This window comes from Qipengyuania psychrotolerans, from assembly GCF_019711355.1.
In the GTDB taxonomy this organism is placed as follows: Bacteria; Pseudomonadota; Alphaproteobacteria; order Sphingomonadales; family Sphingomonadaceae; genus Qipengyuania; species Qipengyuania psychrotolerans.
Genome location: NZ_CP081297.1, coordinates 1,362,845 through 1,376,476, shown reverse-complemented (window position 1 = coordinate 1,376,476; position 13,632 = coordinate 1,362,845). Strand labels below are relative to the sequence as shown.

Annotated in this window: 14 protein-coding genes; 4 read left to right on the top strand and 10 right to left on the bottom strand. The window is 60.3% G+C overall.

Translation table 11 applies throughout. The features are described from left to right. Positions 1-24: 24 nt before the first annotated feature. From rpoD to K3166_RS06755, 4 genes are read right to left on the bottom strand one after another with little or no spacing between them, the layout of a single operon-like run. On the bottom strand, positions 25-2,040 hold the full coding sequence (gene rpoD / locus K3166_RS06770; protein ID WP_221421544.1) for an RNA polymerase sigma factor RpoD: 2,016 nt from the start codon (positions 2,038-2,040) through the stop codon (positions 25-27). Between the two features lie 9 nt (positions 2,041-2,049). Next, positions 2,050-3,951, bottom strand: coding sequence for a DNA primase (gene dnaG, locus K3166_RS06765; RefSeq protein WP_221421543.1), 1,902 nt, complete (start codon positions 3,949-3,951; stop codon positions 2,050-2,052). Positions 3,952-3,983: 32 nt separating this feature from the next. Continuing rightward, complete coding sequence (locus K3166_RS06760) at positions 3,984-4,676, bottom strand: hypothetical protein (RefSeq protein WP_221423888.1); 693 nt, start codon at positions 4,674-4,676, stop codon at positions 3,984-3,986. Next, entirely contained in the window at positions 4,673-5,125 is a 453-nt protein-coding gene (locus K3166_RS06755; protein WP_221423887.1) for a GatB/YqeY domain-containing protein, read from the bottom strand. The genes K3166_RS06760 and K3166_RS06755 overlap by 4 nt, the downstream gene beginning before the upstream one ends. 152 nt (positions 5,126-5,277) lie before the next feature. Here K3166_RS06755 and carA point away from each other — a divergent pair, with 152 nt between their 5' ends. The 4 genes from carA to greA all read left to right on the top strand — a co-directional run bounded on the left by carA (position 5,278) and on the right by greA (position 10,709). Further along, positions 5,278-6,456 (top strand): glutamine-hydrolyzing carbamoyl-phosphate synthase small subunit, encoded by a 1,179-nt coding sequence (gene carA, locus K3166_RS06750; protein WP_221423886.1) that lies wholly within the window; start codon positions 5,278-5,280, stop codon positions 6,454-6,456. Then, positions 6,453-6,806: a hypothetical protein gene (locus tag K3166_RS06745; protein ID WP_221423885.1), complete on the top strand. Its 354-nt coding sequence runs from the start codon at positions 6,453-6,455 to the stop codon at positions 6,804-6,806. The genes carA and K3166_RS06745 overlap by 4 nt, the downstream gene beginning before the upstream one ends. Next, positions 6,806-10,129, top strand: a complete 3,324-nt coding sequence (carB, locus tag K3166_RS06740; RefSeq protein WP_221423884.1) for a carbamoyl-phosphate synthase large subunit — start codon at positions 6,806-6,808, stop codon at positions 10,127-10,129. Before K3166_RS06745 ends, carB begins: the two co-directional genes overlap by 1 nt. 103 nt (positions 10,130-10,232) lie before the next feature. Continuing rightward, complete coding sequence (gene greA / locus K3166_RS06735) at positions 10,233-10,709, top strand: transcription elongation factor GreA (protein WP_221423883.1); 477 nt, start codon at positions 10,233-10,235, stop codon at positions 10,707-10,709. 33 nt (positions 10,710-10,742) lie between these two features. Here greA and K3166_RS06730 read toward each other — a convergent pair whose 3' ends face one another. From K3166_RS06730 to K3166_RS06705, 6 genes are all read right to left on the bottom strand, one after another. Next, positions 10,743-11,219, bottom strand: a complete 477-nt coding sequence (locus K3166_RS06730) for a GNAT family N-acetyltransferase (protein WP_221423882.1) — start codon at positions 11,217-11,219, stop codon at positions 10,743-10,745. A gap of 7 nt (positions 11,220-11,226) precedes the next feature. After that, a complete protein-coding gene (locus K3166_RS06725) occupies positions 11,227-11,457 on the bottom strand; it encodes a DUF4170 domain-containing protein (protein WP_221423881.1) in 231 nt (76 codons plus the stop codon). Between the two features lie 108 nt (positions 11,458-11,565). Then, entirely contained in the window at positions 11,566-12,075 is a 510-nt protein-coding gene (locus K3166_RS06720; RefSeq protein ID WP_221423880.1) for a hypothetical protein, read from the bottom strand. Positions 12,076-12,154: 79 nt separating this feature from the next. Continuing rightward, entirely contained in the window at positions 12,155-12,463 is a 309-nt protein-coding gene (locus K3166_RS06715; RefSeq protein ID WP_221423879.1) for a hypothetical protein, read from the bottom strand. After that, complete coding sequence (locus K3166_RS06710; RefSeq protein WP_221423878.1) at positions 12,456-12,887, bottom strand: phage holin family protein; 432 nt, start codon at positions 12,885-12,887, stop codon at positions 12,456-12,458. Before K3166_RS06710 ends, K3166_RS06715 begins: the two co-directional genes overlap by 8 nt. A 21-nt stretch (positions 12,888-12,908) precedes the next feature. Then, positions 12,909-13,544 (bottom strand): hypothetical protein, encoded by a 636-nt coding sequence (locus K3166_RS06705; RefSeq protein ID WP_221423877.1) that lies wholly within the window; start codon positions 13,542-13,544, stop codon positions 12,909-12,911. Positions 13,545-13,632 lie beyond the last annotated feature (88 nt).

The window sequence follows — 13,632 nt, the reverse complement described above, 5'->3', positions numbered from 1 at the left end:
ATCCCCCGTTATTTCAATGCGGTATTACTGGTCCAGGAATGAACGCATCTTGCGGCTGCGGCTAGGATGCTTGAGCTTGCGCAGCGCCTTCGCTTCAATCTGACGGATACGTTCACGTGTCACGCTGAACTGCTGGCCGACTTCTTCCAGAGTGTGGTCGGTGTTCATGCCGATCCCGAAGCGCATACGCAGGACGCGTTCTTCGCGCGGGGTAAGCGAGGCAAGGACGCGGGTGACCGTTTCCTTCAGATTCGCCTGGATCGCTGCGTCGACCGGAATGATCGCGTTCTTGTCCTCGATGAAATCGCCGAGGTGCGAATCTTCCTCGTCGCCGATAGGCGTTTCGAGGCTGATCGGTTCCTTGGCGATCTTCATCACCTTGCGGACCTTCTCGAGCGGCATGGAGAGCTTCTCCGCCATCTCTTCAGGTGTCGGTTCGCGGCCCTGATCGTGCAGGAACTGGCGCGAGCAACGTACCAGCTTGTTGATCGTCTCGATCATGTGAACCGGGATGCGGATCGTGCGGGCCTGGTCGGCAATCGAGCGTGTAATCGCCTGCCTGATCCACCAAGTCGCGTAAGTGCTGAACTTGTAACCGCGGCGGTATTCGAACTTGTCGACCGCCTTCATCAGGCCGATGTTGCCTTCCTGAATGAGATCGAGGAACTGCAGGCCGCGGTTCGTGTATTTCTTCGCGATCGAGATCACGAGGCGCAGGTTCGCTTCGACCATTTCCTTCTTGGCGATACGTGCTTCACGCTCGCCCTTCTGGACCATGTTCACGATCCGGCGGAATTCCGGCAATGCCATGCCGGTGGCGCTGGCAATATCAGCGATTTCCGCACGAATACGGTCGATCGCATCGCCTTCCTTCTCGGCGAAAGCAGCCCACTTTTTGTCCTTCTTGACCTTGTCGTCCATCCACGCATCGTCGAGCTCGTGGCCGATATAGGCTTCGAGGAAGTCGACGCGCTTGACCTTGTGACGTTCAGCCAGCCGGAGCATCTGCCCGCCAAGTGCAGTCAAGCGGCGGTTGAAGGCATAAAGATTGTCGACCAGGAATTCGATCTTGGTCGCATGGAACTGGACGCTTTCCACTTCGGCGGTGAGCTGTTCCGAAAGCGCTTCGTACTTCTTTTCCTTGGCAGCGGGGAAATCTTCTCCGCGTGCAAGCGTGTCAACGCGATCGGCCTGAAGCTTTTCGAACTTCCCGAAAAGGTCCGCGATGCGTGCAAAACGTTCGATGGCGTCCGGCTTGAGCGCGGCTTCCATCTGAGCAAGGGACATGGTGTTGTCCTCTTCCTCTTCATCGTCCTTCTTGGACGAACCTTCTTTGCCGTCCTCATCTTCGGAATCGCTGTCGTCTTCGTCCTCATCATCGTCGTCGCGAATGGTGGGGCCGGCGGTCTCTTCCGAAATTTCGCCGTCGTCATCATCGTCTTCCGCGTCGTCGGTCATCTTGTCCGCCGGCGGTTCCTTGGAGAGCATGGCGTCGAGATCGAGGATCTCGCGCAGCTGCATTTCCTCGGCATTCAGGGCTTCGGACCACTGGATGATGGCATGGAAAGTGATCGGGCTCTGGCACAGGCCGATGATCATCATGTCGCGGCCGGATTCGATCCGCTTGGCAATCGCGATTTCGCCTTCGCGGCTGAGCAACTCGACGGCGCCCATTTCACGCAGGTACATGCGTACCGGGTCATCGGTGCGTTCGCCGGCGGCCAGCTTCTTGGGGCCTGCAGGCTTCTTGGGAGCTTCCTTTTCGGCTGACGAAGGAGCGGGTGCGATTTCCTCGACTTCGTCTTCCTGCTCGGCGTCTTCGTCGTTCTCGACGATCTGGACGCCCATTTCGGACAGAGCGGCCTGAATGTCTTCGATCTGGTCGGAGCTCATCTCGCCCTGAGGCAAAGCGTCGTTGAGCTCGTCATAGGTGACGTAGCCCTTCTTCTTTGCTTTGGTGAGGAGCTTCTTCACCGACGCTTCGTTGAGATCGATCAGCGGTGCGTCGTCTTTGTCGCCCGACTTGGTCTTGGTGGCCATAAAGAGCAATTAGTCCGTACTTGCGCCGCTATCAGGTTCTGCACCCTTCGCGGCATCTGAATTTTTCGCGGTCGCCGTAGCGGCCTTGCGGCTTGCCATTTGCCCGAGTCGTGCCTCGAATTCCAGCTTTCGCTTGAGCAGGCGCTGCTGCTCGGCGAAGGCCCCTTCGGGGTCACTTTCAAAACGCGCGGTTGCTGCAGCAAGCGCGGCTTCGATTGCCGGTCTTTCGACCAGCAACGACACGGCTTCGGCCAGTTCCTCGCGCGCATCTACCGGATCAGTGCCTTCATCGAGAAAGGCGAAGCGGATGTTAGCCGGTGGGGCAGGTAGGCCTTCGGGTAGCGATATGGGCGATTGCGCGTGCGAATCAAGCGTTTCCGCTGCGGCAAGTAGCGAATCTATGGCCGGACCGACATTTCGGTCACTTTGCGCGACGCGGGCCAGAGCTGCTTCATGCTGCGCGATTTCACCCGGATGTCGCAGAAGTCCGTGGATTACAGCGCTGGCCAGCGCATCGCGTGACCCGCCCTGGATTGCCCTTTCGAGCCGTGATTTCGCTTCTGGTGAAAGCTGGGGAGAAGGGGCCTTGTAACCGGATTTTTTCCACTCCCCGCGCGGCTTGAACTCGCGCTGCGGGCGCGGAGGGAAAGCGAAATCGGAGAATCGCTGGGACAATTCGCGCTTGTAGAGAGCCCGGATATCCGGGTGCTGGATCATCTCTACATGCGACATCAGCCGGTCCTTGAGGCCCGCTTTCTCCTCTGGCGAAGTCAGCGGCGCTGCCGCTTTTTCGAATTCCCATAGTGTATCCAGGAGGCTTGCCGGATTGCCGAGCAATTCTTCCAGCGCGCCGACCCCGCGATCCCGGATCAAATCGTCTGGATCGGTGCCAGCAGGCATCCGGACGATCGAGAGGGAATGCCCCGGTCGAAGCATGGGGAGGGCGCGCTCCACCGCGCGCATCGCTGCCCGCTGGCCTGCATTGTCACCGTCGAAACATACGATGGGGCGTTCAACTTGGCGCCAGAGCAGCTCGATCTGGTTCTCTGTCAGCGCTGTACCCAGCGGCGCGACTGCTTCGGCGATGCCCGCATTGGCGAGGGCGATCACGTCCATATATCCCTCGACCACCACGATCCTGCCCGATTGCCGTGCGGCAGGAGCTGCCCGGTGCAAATTGTAGAGGGTGCGCCCCTTGTCAAAGAGCGGCGTATCAGGCGAATTCAGATATTTCGGGGCGTGGGGATTGCTGTCGCCGTCGAGGATGCGGCCCCCGAACGCGATAACCCGGCCGCGGGTATCGTGGATGGGCAGCATCAAACGGCCGCGGAACCGGTCGTAGGGATCCTTGCCCTCGATCTCGATCCGCATGCCGGTTTCCGACAACATCGCTTCATCGAAATTGGCGAGGGCGGATTTCAAAGCCTGCCGGTCCTCCGGAGCGAAGCCGAAACCGAATTCGCGGATCACGGCGTCAGAAAAGCCGCGCCGCGCCAGATAGGAGCGAGCCCTCGTGCCGCCCGCACCGGCAAGGTTCGCCTCGAACCAGACCTGCGCCGCTGTTGTCACATCATGGAGACTGGCACGCTTTTCCGCGCGCTTGGCTGCCTGCGGGTCGGGCGCGGGCACCTCCATTCCCGCCTCTGCGGCCAGTTCCTTGACCGCATCCATGAACGGCATGCCGCGCTGGTCGGTCAACCAGCGGATGGCATCGCCGTGCGCCTCGCAGCCGAAGCAGTGGTAGAAGCCCTTCTCGTCATTTACGTAAAAGCTGGGCGTCTTTTCATTGTGGAACGGGCAACACGCCTTGAACTCACGGCCCGCCTTGGTCAGCCGGGTGGTGCGGCCGATCACGGCAGACAGCGTGGTCCGCATGCGCAATTCGTCCAACCATTGGGGTGATAGGGCCATCGCCTTCCCCTACCGCCTGCGGCGCGCCGCCGCTAGTTTGCAGGTGCGCCGGGTGCCGCTTTTTCTTCGGCCGGGAAGGGACCGCGCGCGATGGCCTGGTTACCTTCTATCTCCAGCAGGTAAGCATCGGCAGGTCCTGCGGGCGGCAAGGTCGATTGCCACCAGAAGGTGAGGGTCGCGCCGGGTAGCCAGCCGTCACCCTCGACGACGCGCCAGATTAACTGGCCATCGTCGCTCGAAATGGAGATCGCGTCCTCGTTGCCGAGCGCAGCAAGCGCCTGTGCGTTGGAATAGCCGACGGCTGCATTGAAGCCGTGAACCCTTTCGGTGGTCCGGAAGAGCGTGGGCGGGCTCTCGACCACTTCGGGGCCTTCGCCCTCTGCAGCTTCTTCTTCGCCATTGGTGGCGGCCAACGTCACCTGGTGCACATAGGTGTAGATCGTGCCTTCGGGCATCTGCCCGGGCTCGCACACCGCAACGCCTTGGGGGCAGGCAACGAAACTGACCATTTCGGCAATCTGGCTGCTGCCAGCGCTCAGCACGGTTGAAACTTCCGGTCCCTGCGGTCCGACAATCTTCGCGCCCAATGTGCTCAGGTCGAGATCGGCAGCGACGAGTGTGCGCGGCTGAGCTGGGGTGGGTGTGGGCGAGGGCGCTGGTTCAGGTTCACCCGGTCCGCAAGCAGCCAGTGCGAACGGCGCAGCAATCAACAACAGCCGCTTCACGAGAGTGCTTCCTTCACCAGGCCGCTAGCCTTGGTCATGTCGAGCGTCGCACCGTGGCGCGCCTTGAGCTCGCCCATGACCTTGCCCATGTCCTTCATGCCCTCGGCACCGGTATCGGCCTTGATCTGCGCGATGGCAGCGCGGGTTTCTTCCTCGCTCATCTGCTGCGGCAGGAATTCCTCAATAACGCCGAGTTCGGCCTTTTCCTTGTCGGCCAGTTCCTGGCGGCCGCCATCTTCGTACATCTCGATCGATTCGCGGCGCTGTTTGGCCATCTTCATCAGGACATCGGTCACCATCGCGTCGTCATCCGGCATTTTGTCGGAAGTGCGCAGTTCGATATCGCGGTCCTTGATCTTGGCGCCAATCAGGCGGAGCGTGGCGGTGCGCTCCTTGTCCTTCGCCTTCATGGCGGTGACGGTCTCGGTCTTGATGGTCTCGCGGAGCATGGTGCCTCGTAACGCTAATCTGTGGATGGTTCGGCTCCCATGTAGGGCAAGCTGACACAAAGCCAAGTCTTGCGCTTGACGGGGGGGCGTCACACCTATAGCCGCCACCGCTTAGCGACATCGCCGGAAAACCCCTGACTCGGAGAGCCCAAATGGCCCTGCCCGCATTCTCGCACGCGCAACCCAAAGGCGCGACGGGAGTCCTCGTCTTTGCAGACGGCACATGTATCTGGGGCAAGGGCTTCGGCGCGACCGGTTCGGCCGTCGGCGAAGTGTGCTTCAACACCGCCATGACCGGCTATCAGGAAGTGATGACCGATCCGTCCTACGACAGCCAGATCGTCACCTTCACCTTCCCGCACATTGGCAACGTCGGCGCGAACGAGGAAGACCACGAGAGCCGCGGTCTAGGCGCCGTGGGCTGCATCGTGCGGCAGGAGGTCACTCCGCAATCGAACTTCCGCGCGCAGCAGGAATTCGCCGATTGGATGACCGCACACGGGAAGATCGGCCTGTCGGGCATCGATACCCGCGCGCTAACCCGCCGCATTCGCATGAACGGTGCACCCAATGCAGTGATCGCCCACAGCCCGCGCGGCGAATTCGACATGAAAGCGCTCAAGCAGCGGGCCGCAGACTGGTCCGGCCTCGAAGGCTTGGACCTTGTGCCATCGGTTACGCGTGACGGAACAGAGGACTGGAAGGGTGGCCATTGGCAGCTTGGCCATGGTTATACCGAAGGCGGGACGGAGAAGCCGCACGTGGTCGCGATCGATTACGGCGCGAAGGACAATATCTTCCGCAACCTCGTGAAAGCGGGGGCCAAGGTCACAGTCGTGCCTGCGCGCACAACGCTTGAAGAGATCATGGCGCTTAAGCCTGACGGTGTGTTCCTCTCGAACGGACCGGGAGATCCGGCGGCGACGGGCGAATATGCCGTGCCGGTAATCAAGGGACTGCTGGACGCGGACGTGCCGCTGTTCGGTATCTGCCTCGGCCACCAGATGCTTGGCCTGGCTGCTGGCGCAAAGACCGCCAAGATGTTCCAAGGTCACCGCGGCGCCAATCACCCCGTCCAGCGCGTCGGGTCCGCGTGGGGGGCTAGCGAAGGCCTCGTCGAGATCACCAGCATGAACCACGGCTTTGCGGTCGATGTTGATACGCTGCCGGACGGTGTAGAGCAGACCCACGTCTCGCTGTTCGATGGCACCAATTGCGGCATCTCGATCAAGGGCAAGAAGGCCTTCGGTGTCCAGTACCACCCTGAGGCGTCGCCGGGACCGCAGGACAGCTTCTACCTGTTTGAAAAGTTCGTGGGGATGTTGGGGTGACGCGCAGCAATTTAGTTGCGTTTGCTCTCGGAACGTTCGCATCTTTGGTGAGCGTCGCAATCGCACTTCAAATCAAGAGCGATCCGGTTGAACCCAAGGCGTACCGAACAGTATTCGCGCCTGACATCACCGAGCCTGGTGGTGAAGAGACGATGGACAATGTTGCCTACAGGGTTGGCGAGATGCTTCGTGAATGCGGTCTTTCAGAGTTTGAGATGCGGCTCGGCGATTTGCATGGCATCACCTACGACATCGAAATCTCATCCGAAAACACGCAAAGCCTCCATTGCATCGAAGACAATGCCCGAGGTGTCGATAAAGCAGTCAAACTCGGTTTTAAGGTTATCTGATGCCCAAACGCACTGACATCTCCTCGATCCTCGTCATTGGCGCTGGCCCGATCATCATCGGCCAGGCGTGCGAGTTCGACTATTCCGGCACGCAGGCGATCAAGGCGCTGAAGGAAGAGGGCTACCGGGTCATCCTGGTAAACTCCAACCCCGCCACGATCATGACCGACCCGGAAATGGCCGACGCGACCTATATCGAGCCGATCACGCCCGAAATCGTCGCCAAGATCATCGCCAAGGAACGCCCCGATGCGGTGCTGCCGACGATGGGCGGGCAAACCGCGCTCAACTGCGCGCTGTCGCTCAACAAGGACGGCACGCTGGAGAAATACGGCGTCCAGATGATCGGTGCCGACGCCGAAGCCATCGACAAGGCCGAAGATCGCCTGAAATTCCGCGATGCGATGGACAAGATCGGCCTCGAAAGTGCGCGCAGCGGCATCGCCCATTCGGTCGACCAGGCATATGAGGTGCTCGAACGCACTGGACTGCCATCCATCATCCGTCCCAGCTTCACGCTTGGCGGGACGGGCGGGGGCATTGCCTACAACAAGGCCGAGTTCGAGCGGATCGTGCGCGAAGGCCTCGACGCATCGCCCACCACCGAAGTCCTGATCGAGGAATCGCTCCTCGGCTGGAAAGAATACGAGATGGAAGTTGTCCGCGACCGCAAGGACAATTGCATCATCATCTGTTCGATCGAAAACGTCGATCCGATGGGCGTGCATACCGGAGATTCCATTACTGTCGCACCGGCGCTGACGCTGACCGACAAGGAATACCAGATCATGCGCACCGCCTCGCTGGAGGTTTTGCGTGAAATCGGTGTGGAAACAGGCGGTTCTAACGTACAGTTCGCAGTCAATCCAGCTGACGGCCGCCTGATCGTGATCGAGATGAACCCGCGTGTTTCGCGATCATCTGCGCTCGCATCCAAGGCCACCGGTTTTCCGATTGCCCGCATCGCGGCGAAGCTGGCCGTGGGCTACACGCTGGACGAGCTGACCAACGAGATCACGGGCGCGACGCCTGCCAGCTTCGAGCCGACCATCGACTATGTCGTGACCAAGATTCCGCGCTTCGCGTTTGAAAAGTTCAAGGGTGCCAAGCCGGAACTGGCCACCGCGATGAAGTCGGTTGGCGAAGTCATGGCCATCGGCCGCTGCTTTGCAGAATCGATGCAAAAGGCGCTTCGGGGCCTCGAAACAGGCCTCGACGGTTTTAACCGCGTGCCTGAACTCGAAGGCGTCAGCCGCGAGAAGATCACCGCCGCGCTCAGCCAGCGTACGCCCGACCGTATCCTGAGGATCGCCCAGGCGTTCCGTGAAGAATTCACAGTCGAGGAAATCAACCGCATCACCGGCTTCGACCCGTGGTTCCTGCGCCAGATCGAAGCGATCATCTACGAAGAGAACATGCTGGGCCACAACGGTCTGCCGAGGGATGCCGAAGAAATGCGCCGCCTGAAGGCGATGGGTTTCTCCGACAAGCGCCTTGCGACACTGGCCGTCCGCTCGGTCGGCGTGGCTGGCGGCATGGCGGAAACGCAGGCGCGCCGCTCGGGCCTGCTCCACGACGCCTTGCGCGCCATGGCAGGGGCGACGAGCGAACAGGAAGTGCGCGCGCTGCGCCACAAGCTCGGCGTCTATCCCGTGTATAAGCGGATCGACAGCTGCGCCGCAGAGTTCGAGGCAATTACGCCCTACATGTACTCGACCTACGAAGCGCCCAGTTTCGGCGAATCCGAGGACGAGGCAAACCCATCCGACCGCCGCAAGATCGTGATTCTCGGCGGCGGACCCAACCGGATCGGGCAGGGCATCGAGTTCGATTATTGCTGCGTCCACGCCTGTCTCGCGCTGGCGGAGGCCGGTTTCGAGACGATCATGGTCAACTGCAATCCGGAAACGGTTTCGACCGATTACGACACGTCCGACCGCCTCTACTTCGAGCCGCTGACAGAAGAAGACGTGCTGGAAATCCTGCGCGTCGAGATGTCGAAGGGCGAGCTTGTTGGCGTCATCGTCCAGTTCGGCGGGCAGACCCCGCTCAAGCTTGCCGCTGCGCTTGAACGCGAGGGGATTCCCATCCTCGGCACCAGCCCGGACGCCATCGACCTTGCCGAAGATCGCGAACGTTTTGCCAAGCTGGTATCGAAGCTGAAGCTCAAGCAGCCGGAAAACGGCATCGCCAAGAGCCGTGACGAAGCCGCAGCCGTCGCTGCGCGCATCGGCTATCCCGTACTCTTGCGCCCCAGCTATGTGCTTGGCGGTCGCGCGATGGAAATCGTCGACAGCGTCGCGCAGCTCGATGACTATATCGCTACGGCCGTCAACGTGTCGGGTGATAGCCCAGTCCTGGTCGACCAATACCTGCGCGATGCCGTGGAATGCGATGTCGACGTGATCGCCGATGGGAACGAGGTTCGCATTGCCGGGGTCATGCAGCACATCGAAGAGGCCGGCGTCCACTCGGGCGACAGCGCGTGTACGCTCCCGCCGTACAGCCTCCCGGACGATATCGTCGAAGAGATGGAGCGCCAGGCTACCGCGCTCGCAGAAGCACTCGACGTACGCGGACTGATGAACGTTCAGTTCGCTGTGAAAGACGGCGAGGTCTATCTGATCGAAGTGAACCCGCGCGCCAGCCGCACGGTGCCGTTTGTCGCCAAGGCTATCGGGAAACCTGTCGCCAAAATTGCCTCGCGCGTTATGGCAGGCGAACCGCTCTCCAGTTTCGAGCCGTTCAACCTCAAGCCAGATCACATGTCTGTAAAGGAAGCGGTCTTCCCCTTCAGCCGCTTCCCCGGCTCGGATCCGGCACTTTCGCCGGAAATGAAGAGCACGGGCGAAGTCATGGGCATCGATGCAGATTTCCCGGCCGCCTTCCTCAAGTCGCAGCTCGGAGCAGGCATGGTCCTGCCTGAAGAAGGCACGCTGTTCGTCTCGGTCAAGGACAGCGATAAGGAAGTGATCCTGCCCGCAGTGGCGACCCTGCTAGAAAAAGGTTTCCGCGTGATCGCGACGGGCGGCACGCAGCGCTTCCTTGCAGCGCAGGGTCTCGAAGTCGAACTGGTCAACAAGGTGGCCGAGGGACGGCCGCACATTGTCGATGCAATTATCGACGGTGAAGTGGCCTTGATCTTCAACACCACCGAAGGGTGGCAGTCGCTTCTGGACAGCCAGTCCATCCGTGTTGCTGCGCTGGAACAGAAGGTTCCATACTACACGACAGCCGCCGCCAGCCTAGCTGCTGCACGTGCGATTGCAGAGGTTTCGACCGAGCAGCTTGAAGTGCGTTCGTTGCAAGACTATTATAGCTGACAAGAACAAACGCGAATTCCCCCCACAGAAGAGCAATTGGGCTCCGCTTTCCTTGCGGACCGGGCTCTAATTGTCCGGCGAGGGAGCGCAAACAGGAAGGATTTTGGGTTCGATGGAAAAAGTGCCGATGCTGGCCGAGGGCTACGAAAAGCTCACTGCCGACCTGAAGGTGCTGCGCGCCGAACGGCCCAGGATCGTGGATGCGATCGAAGAGGCCCGCGCGCACGGTGACCTTTCGGAAAACGCCGAATACCATGCTGCCAAGGAACGCCAGGGCCAGGTCGAGGCAATGATTTCCGATATCGAATCAATGGTCAGCCGCGCGCAGATCATCGATCCGACAACCCTTACCGGCGACAAGGTTGTCTTCGGTGCGACCGTGACACTCCTCGATGAAGACGACAAACCGGTGAAATACCAGATTGTTGGTCAGACAGAAGCGGATGCATCCAAGGGCCGGATTTCCTATAACTCGCCCATCGCGCGCGCGCTTATCGGCAAGCAGCGTGAAGACGAGGTCGAAGTGACCGTTCCTTCGGGCGACAAGTTTTACCTGATCGACAAGATCGAATTTATCTGACCGGACGCGCTCTATGCGCGGCCCATGCCAGAATCAGGTGATGGTCTTTTCCATCGCCCAATTGTGGATCGGCACGCCGTCGATCTCAAACTCGCGCTTTTCGGTAGCGACGTAGCCTGCCTGTTCGAAAGACGGGCGGGCAAGGTCGCTTGCCTCGGTATAAAGCCGCGTCATGCCGTGATGTTTTGCATATAGCGATGCTGTCGCCAGCAGGTTTAGCGCCAGGCCTTTGCGCGAATGGTCGGGGTGGTTGTAAAGGTGGTCGAGATGACCATCGGGTTCGAGCAGGGCGTAAGCGACCGGCTGATCATCTTCCCCCGCTGCGATGAAGATCGACGCGCCATTACCGACACGTTCGCGGTAGAGATGCGCGCCGGGATGGCGGGCGAGCCATGCCTCGACCTGCTCTTCGGAATATGCTCCGGGACCGATTGCCCGGATCGCCGCGCGGCACAGGTCAGCCAACGCTTCCGCGTCGGAGTCCTGATAAGGGCGGATCGTATAGGCCAAGGACCGGTCAGGCGTCCGGTTCGAGTAGCTTGTGCAAGTGCACAATTACGTACTTCATTTCAGCATCGTCCACAGTGCGCTGGGCATTTGCGCGCCATGCACTCTCGGCATCTTCGTAAGTCGAGAAAACACCTGCAACGTGGAGGCTTTCCGGATCGGAGAAGGTGACGCTACGCGGGTCGGTCACGCGGCCGCCCATGACGAGGTAGAGCGTCTGCTTGCTCTCTTTTTCTTCCATGATGAATTTTTTCCGAAGTTGGGGAGAAGAATTGCGGTGCGCCATAGCGAAAGCGGCGCGACAGGCAAACCCGTCACGCCGCTTTGGCTTTAAACTATTACGTATGCCTTACCGGCCGACGCGAGCCTTAAGGTCACGTACGGTGCGCGAGGACTTGCGCGAGGCCTTGCGTCCGCTGGAGCGCAGAACATCACCAAGCGCATCTGCGCGGTAACCTGCGTCACGCTTGAGGCGGCGGGCCTGCGTGCCGGCTGCATCGCTGTAATCTTCAAATTTGTCGCCTGCGCCTTCGACCATGCTCAGGCCGTAGGCGAGGGCAGCGTCGGCTGCATAAGCAGCAAGCGATCCGCCACGGCGGCCAAGCTGACGGCCGCGGCTTGTCATCGCGCCGATTGCCAGACCAATTGCCACGGCACCGGCAACGGTTGCGATGGGATGCTTCTTGGCGAAGTCGACAGCGCTGTCAGCTGCTTCCTTGGCCTGGTCGGCGAAGCTGCGTTCCTCATTCCGCCTTTCGCCGGCTTCAATGCGGGCGCGGAGCTGTTCGCGCTTTTGTTCATCGCTAAGCTGGCTGTCTGCGCTGATGGGGGTGACGTTGGTCGCTGTTGTATCGGTCATGGAAAATTCTCCGGAATAGGTGTTCGGAGATTCAACGGATCGGAGGGGTCGCTCGTTCCGACTATTCGTCGTTTATCCGTTACTTCTCGTCGTTTTCCTCGCCTTCGCCTTCGCCATCAAAGCTGAAAATCGCCAAAAGCGGGTTGCGCGCGAACCACACGACGACTGCCGCGAGCAGGGCAGCGAGTGCGCCCTTGTTGCTTTCGGCGATGTCGATGGCCTCTTCGTAAACATCGACTGCGCCCTCGCGGACGCGGTCGAACGCGCGTTCGCCCATGCTTTTCCCGCTGAATGTTGTTTTCAGGTTCTCGAGATCGGCATCGACGAGGGCCCGGGCGGAATCGCGCAGGTACTTGTCCGCGAGCATTTGCGACTTGCGATCACTCATCGTTGCTATCCGAAAATGCAGCGCGCACGTCATCAATGCGAGCCTTAAGCTGGCGGAGCATAATTACGCCAAGCGCAACCAGCCCGAGCGTGACAATTGCCGTCGCGATCCACGGTCCGACAATCGGTATCAGGGCAATAACCAATCCCACTGTCATCGCGATCAACGCGAGATGGAGGACACCGAAGGCGCCAAGCCCGAAAGCTATGGCGCCCTTTAGGCGGTTGGCAGCATATCCGGCACGGCTTTTCTGGAACGCCATTTCTGCGTCGGCATACGTCTTGCCGTCTTCCAGTAGAGCAAGGACGTCATCCGCGAGGGAAGGACGATCATCATGACCGTCCTCCTCTTCGGGCTCGTGCTGGTCCGGCAAGTCTACCGGACCTTCGTAGGGCGCGTGGTCGCGCTCTTGTTCTTCGAGCATCGAGCCCCCCTTATCCATCGATCAGCGGCGGAAAATGCGCGAGATCATGAAGCCGGCAGCTGCCGCGATACCGATGGCGAGGCCAGGGCTTTTGCGGACAAATTCACGTCCGTCTTCGACGAGCTCATCGACATTCTTCTCGTCGAGCTTGCCAGCGTAATCTTCAAGCGCGCCCGATGCGGTACGGGCGTATTCGCCGTATTTCGCGCCGAGCTTTTCGTCGACCTGATAGGCGTTTTCGTTGATCGTACGGCTCAGGGCGCGAAGGCCTTCGCTCGTCTTGACCTTGCCTTCTGTGGCGAGTTCCTTGCCCTTCACGCGGGCATCTTCGCCATAGTGCTTCGCTTCGGCGACCCAATCTTCACCCTTGCCCTTGGCTTGGCCGCGCACTGCAGAGGCGCGCTCCTTGCCTTCGGCACGAAGCGCAGCAGCGCCGGCCTTGGCTTCTTCCAGAGCGGCGTTGAAGCGGCTCTTGGCTTCGGCGCGGTGAGGTGTCGTGGTGGTGGTGTTGTCGGTTGCAGTGTTAGTCACTGGAGCTGTCTCCTTTGCTGCACCCTTTTGCGCCACGGTTTTCTTGGGCGCATTGCGGGTGGTTGATTTCTTCGGTGCGGTGGCGGTCCGTTTTTTCGAACCGGTCGATTTGGTTTCTTCGGCCATGGCCTCGTCCTTCCCATCAAATTCGTATTCATCCCGGGCAACTGACGAGGCCCGGTATTCCTTTTTGCAACGTCGCTTGCGCCGACAA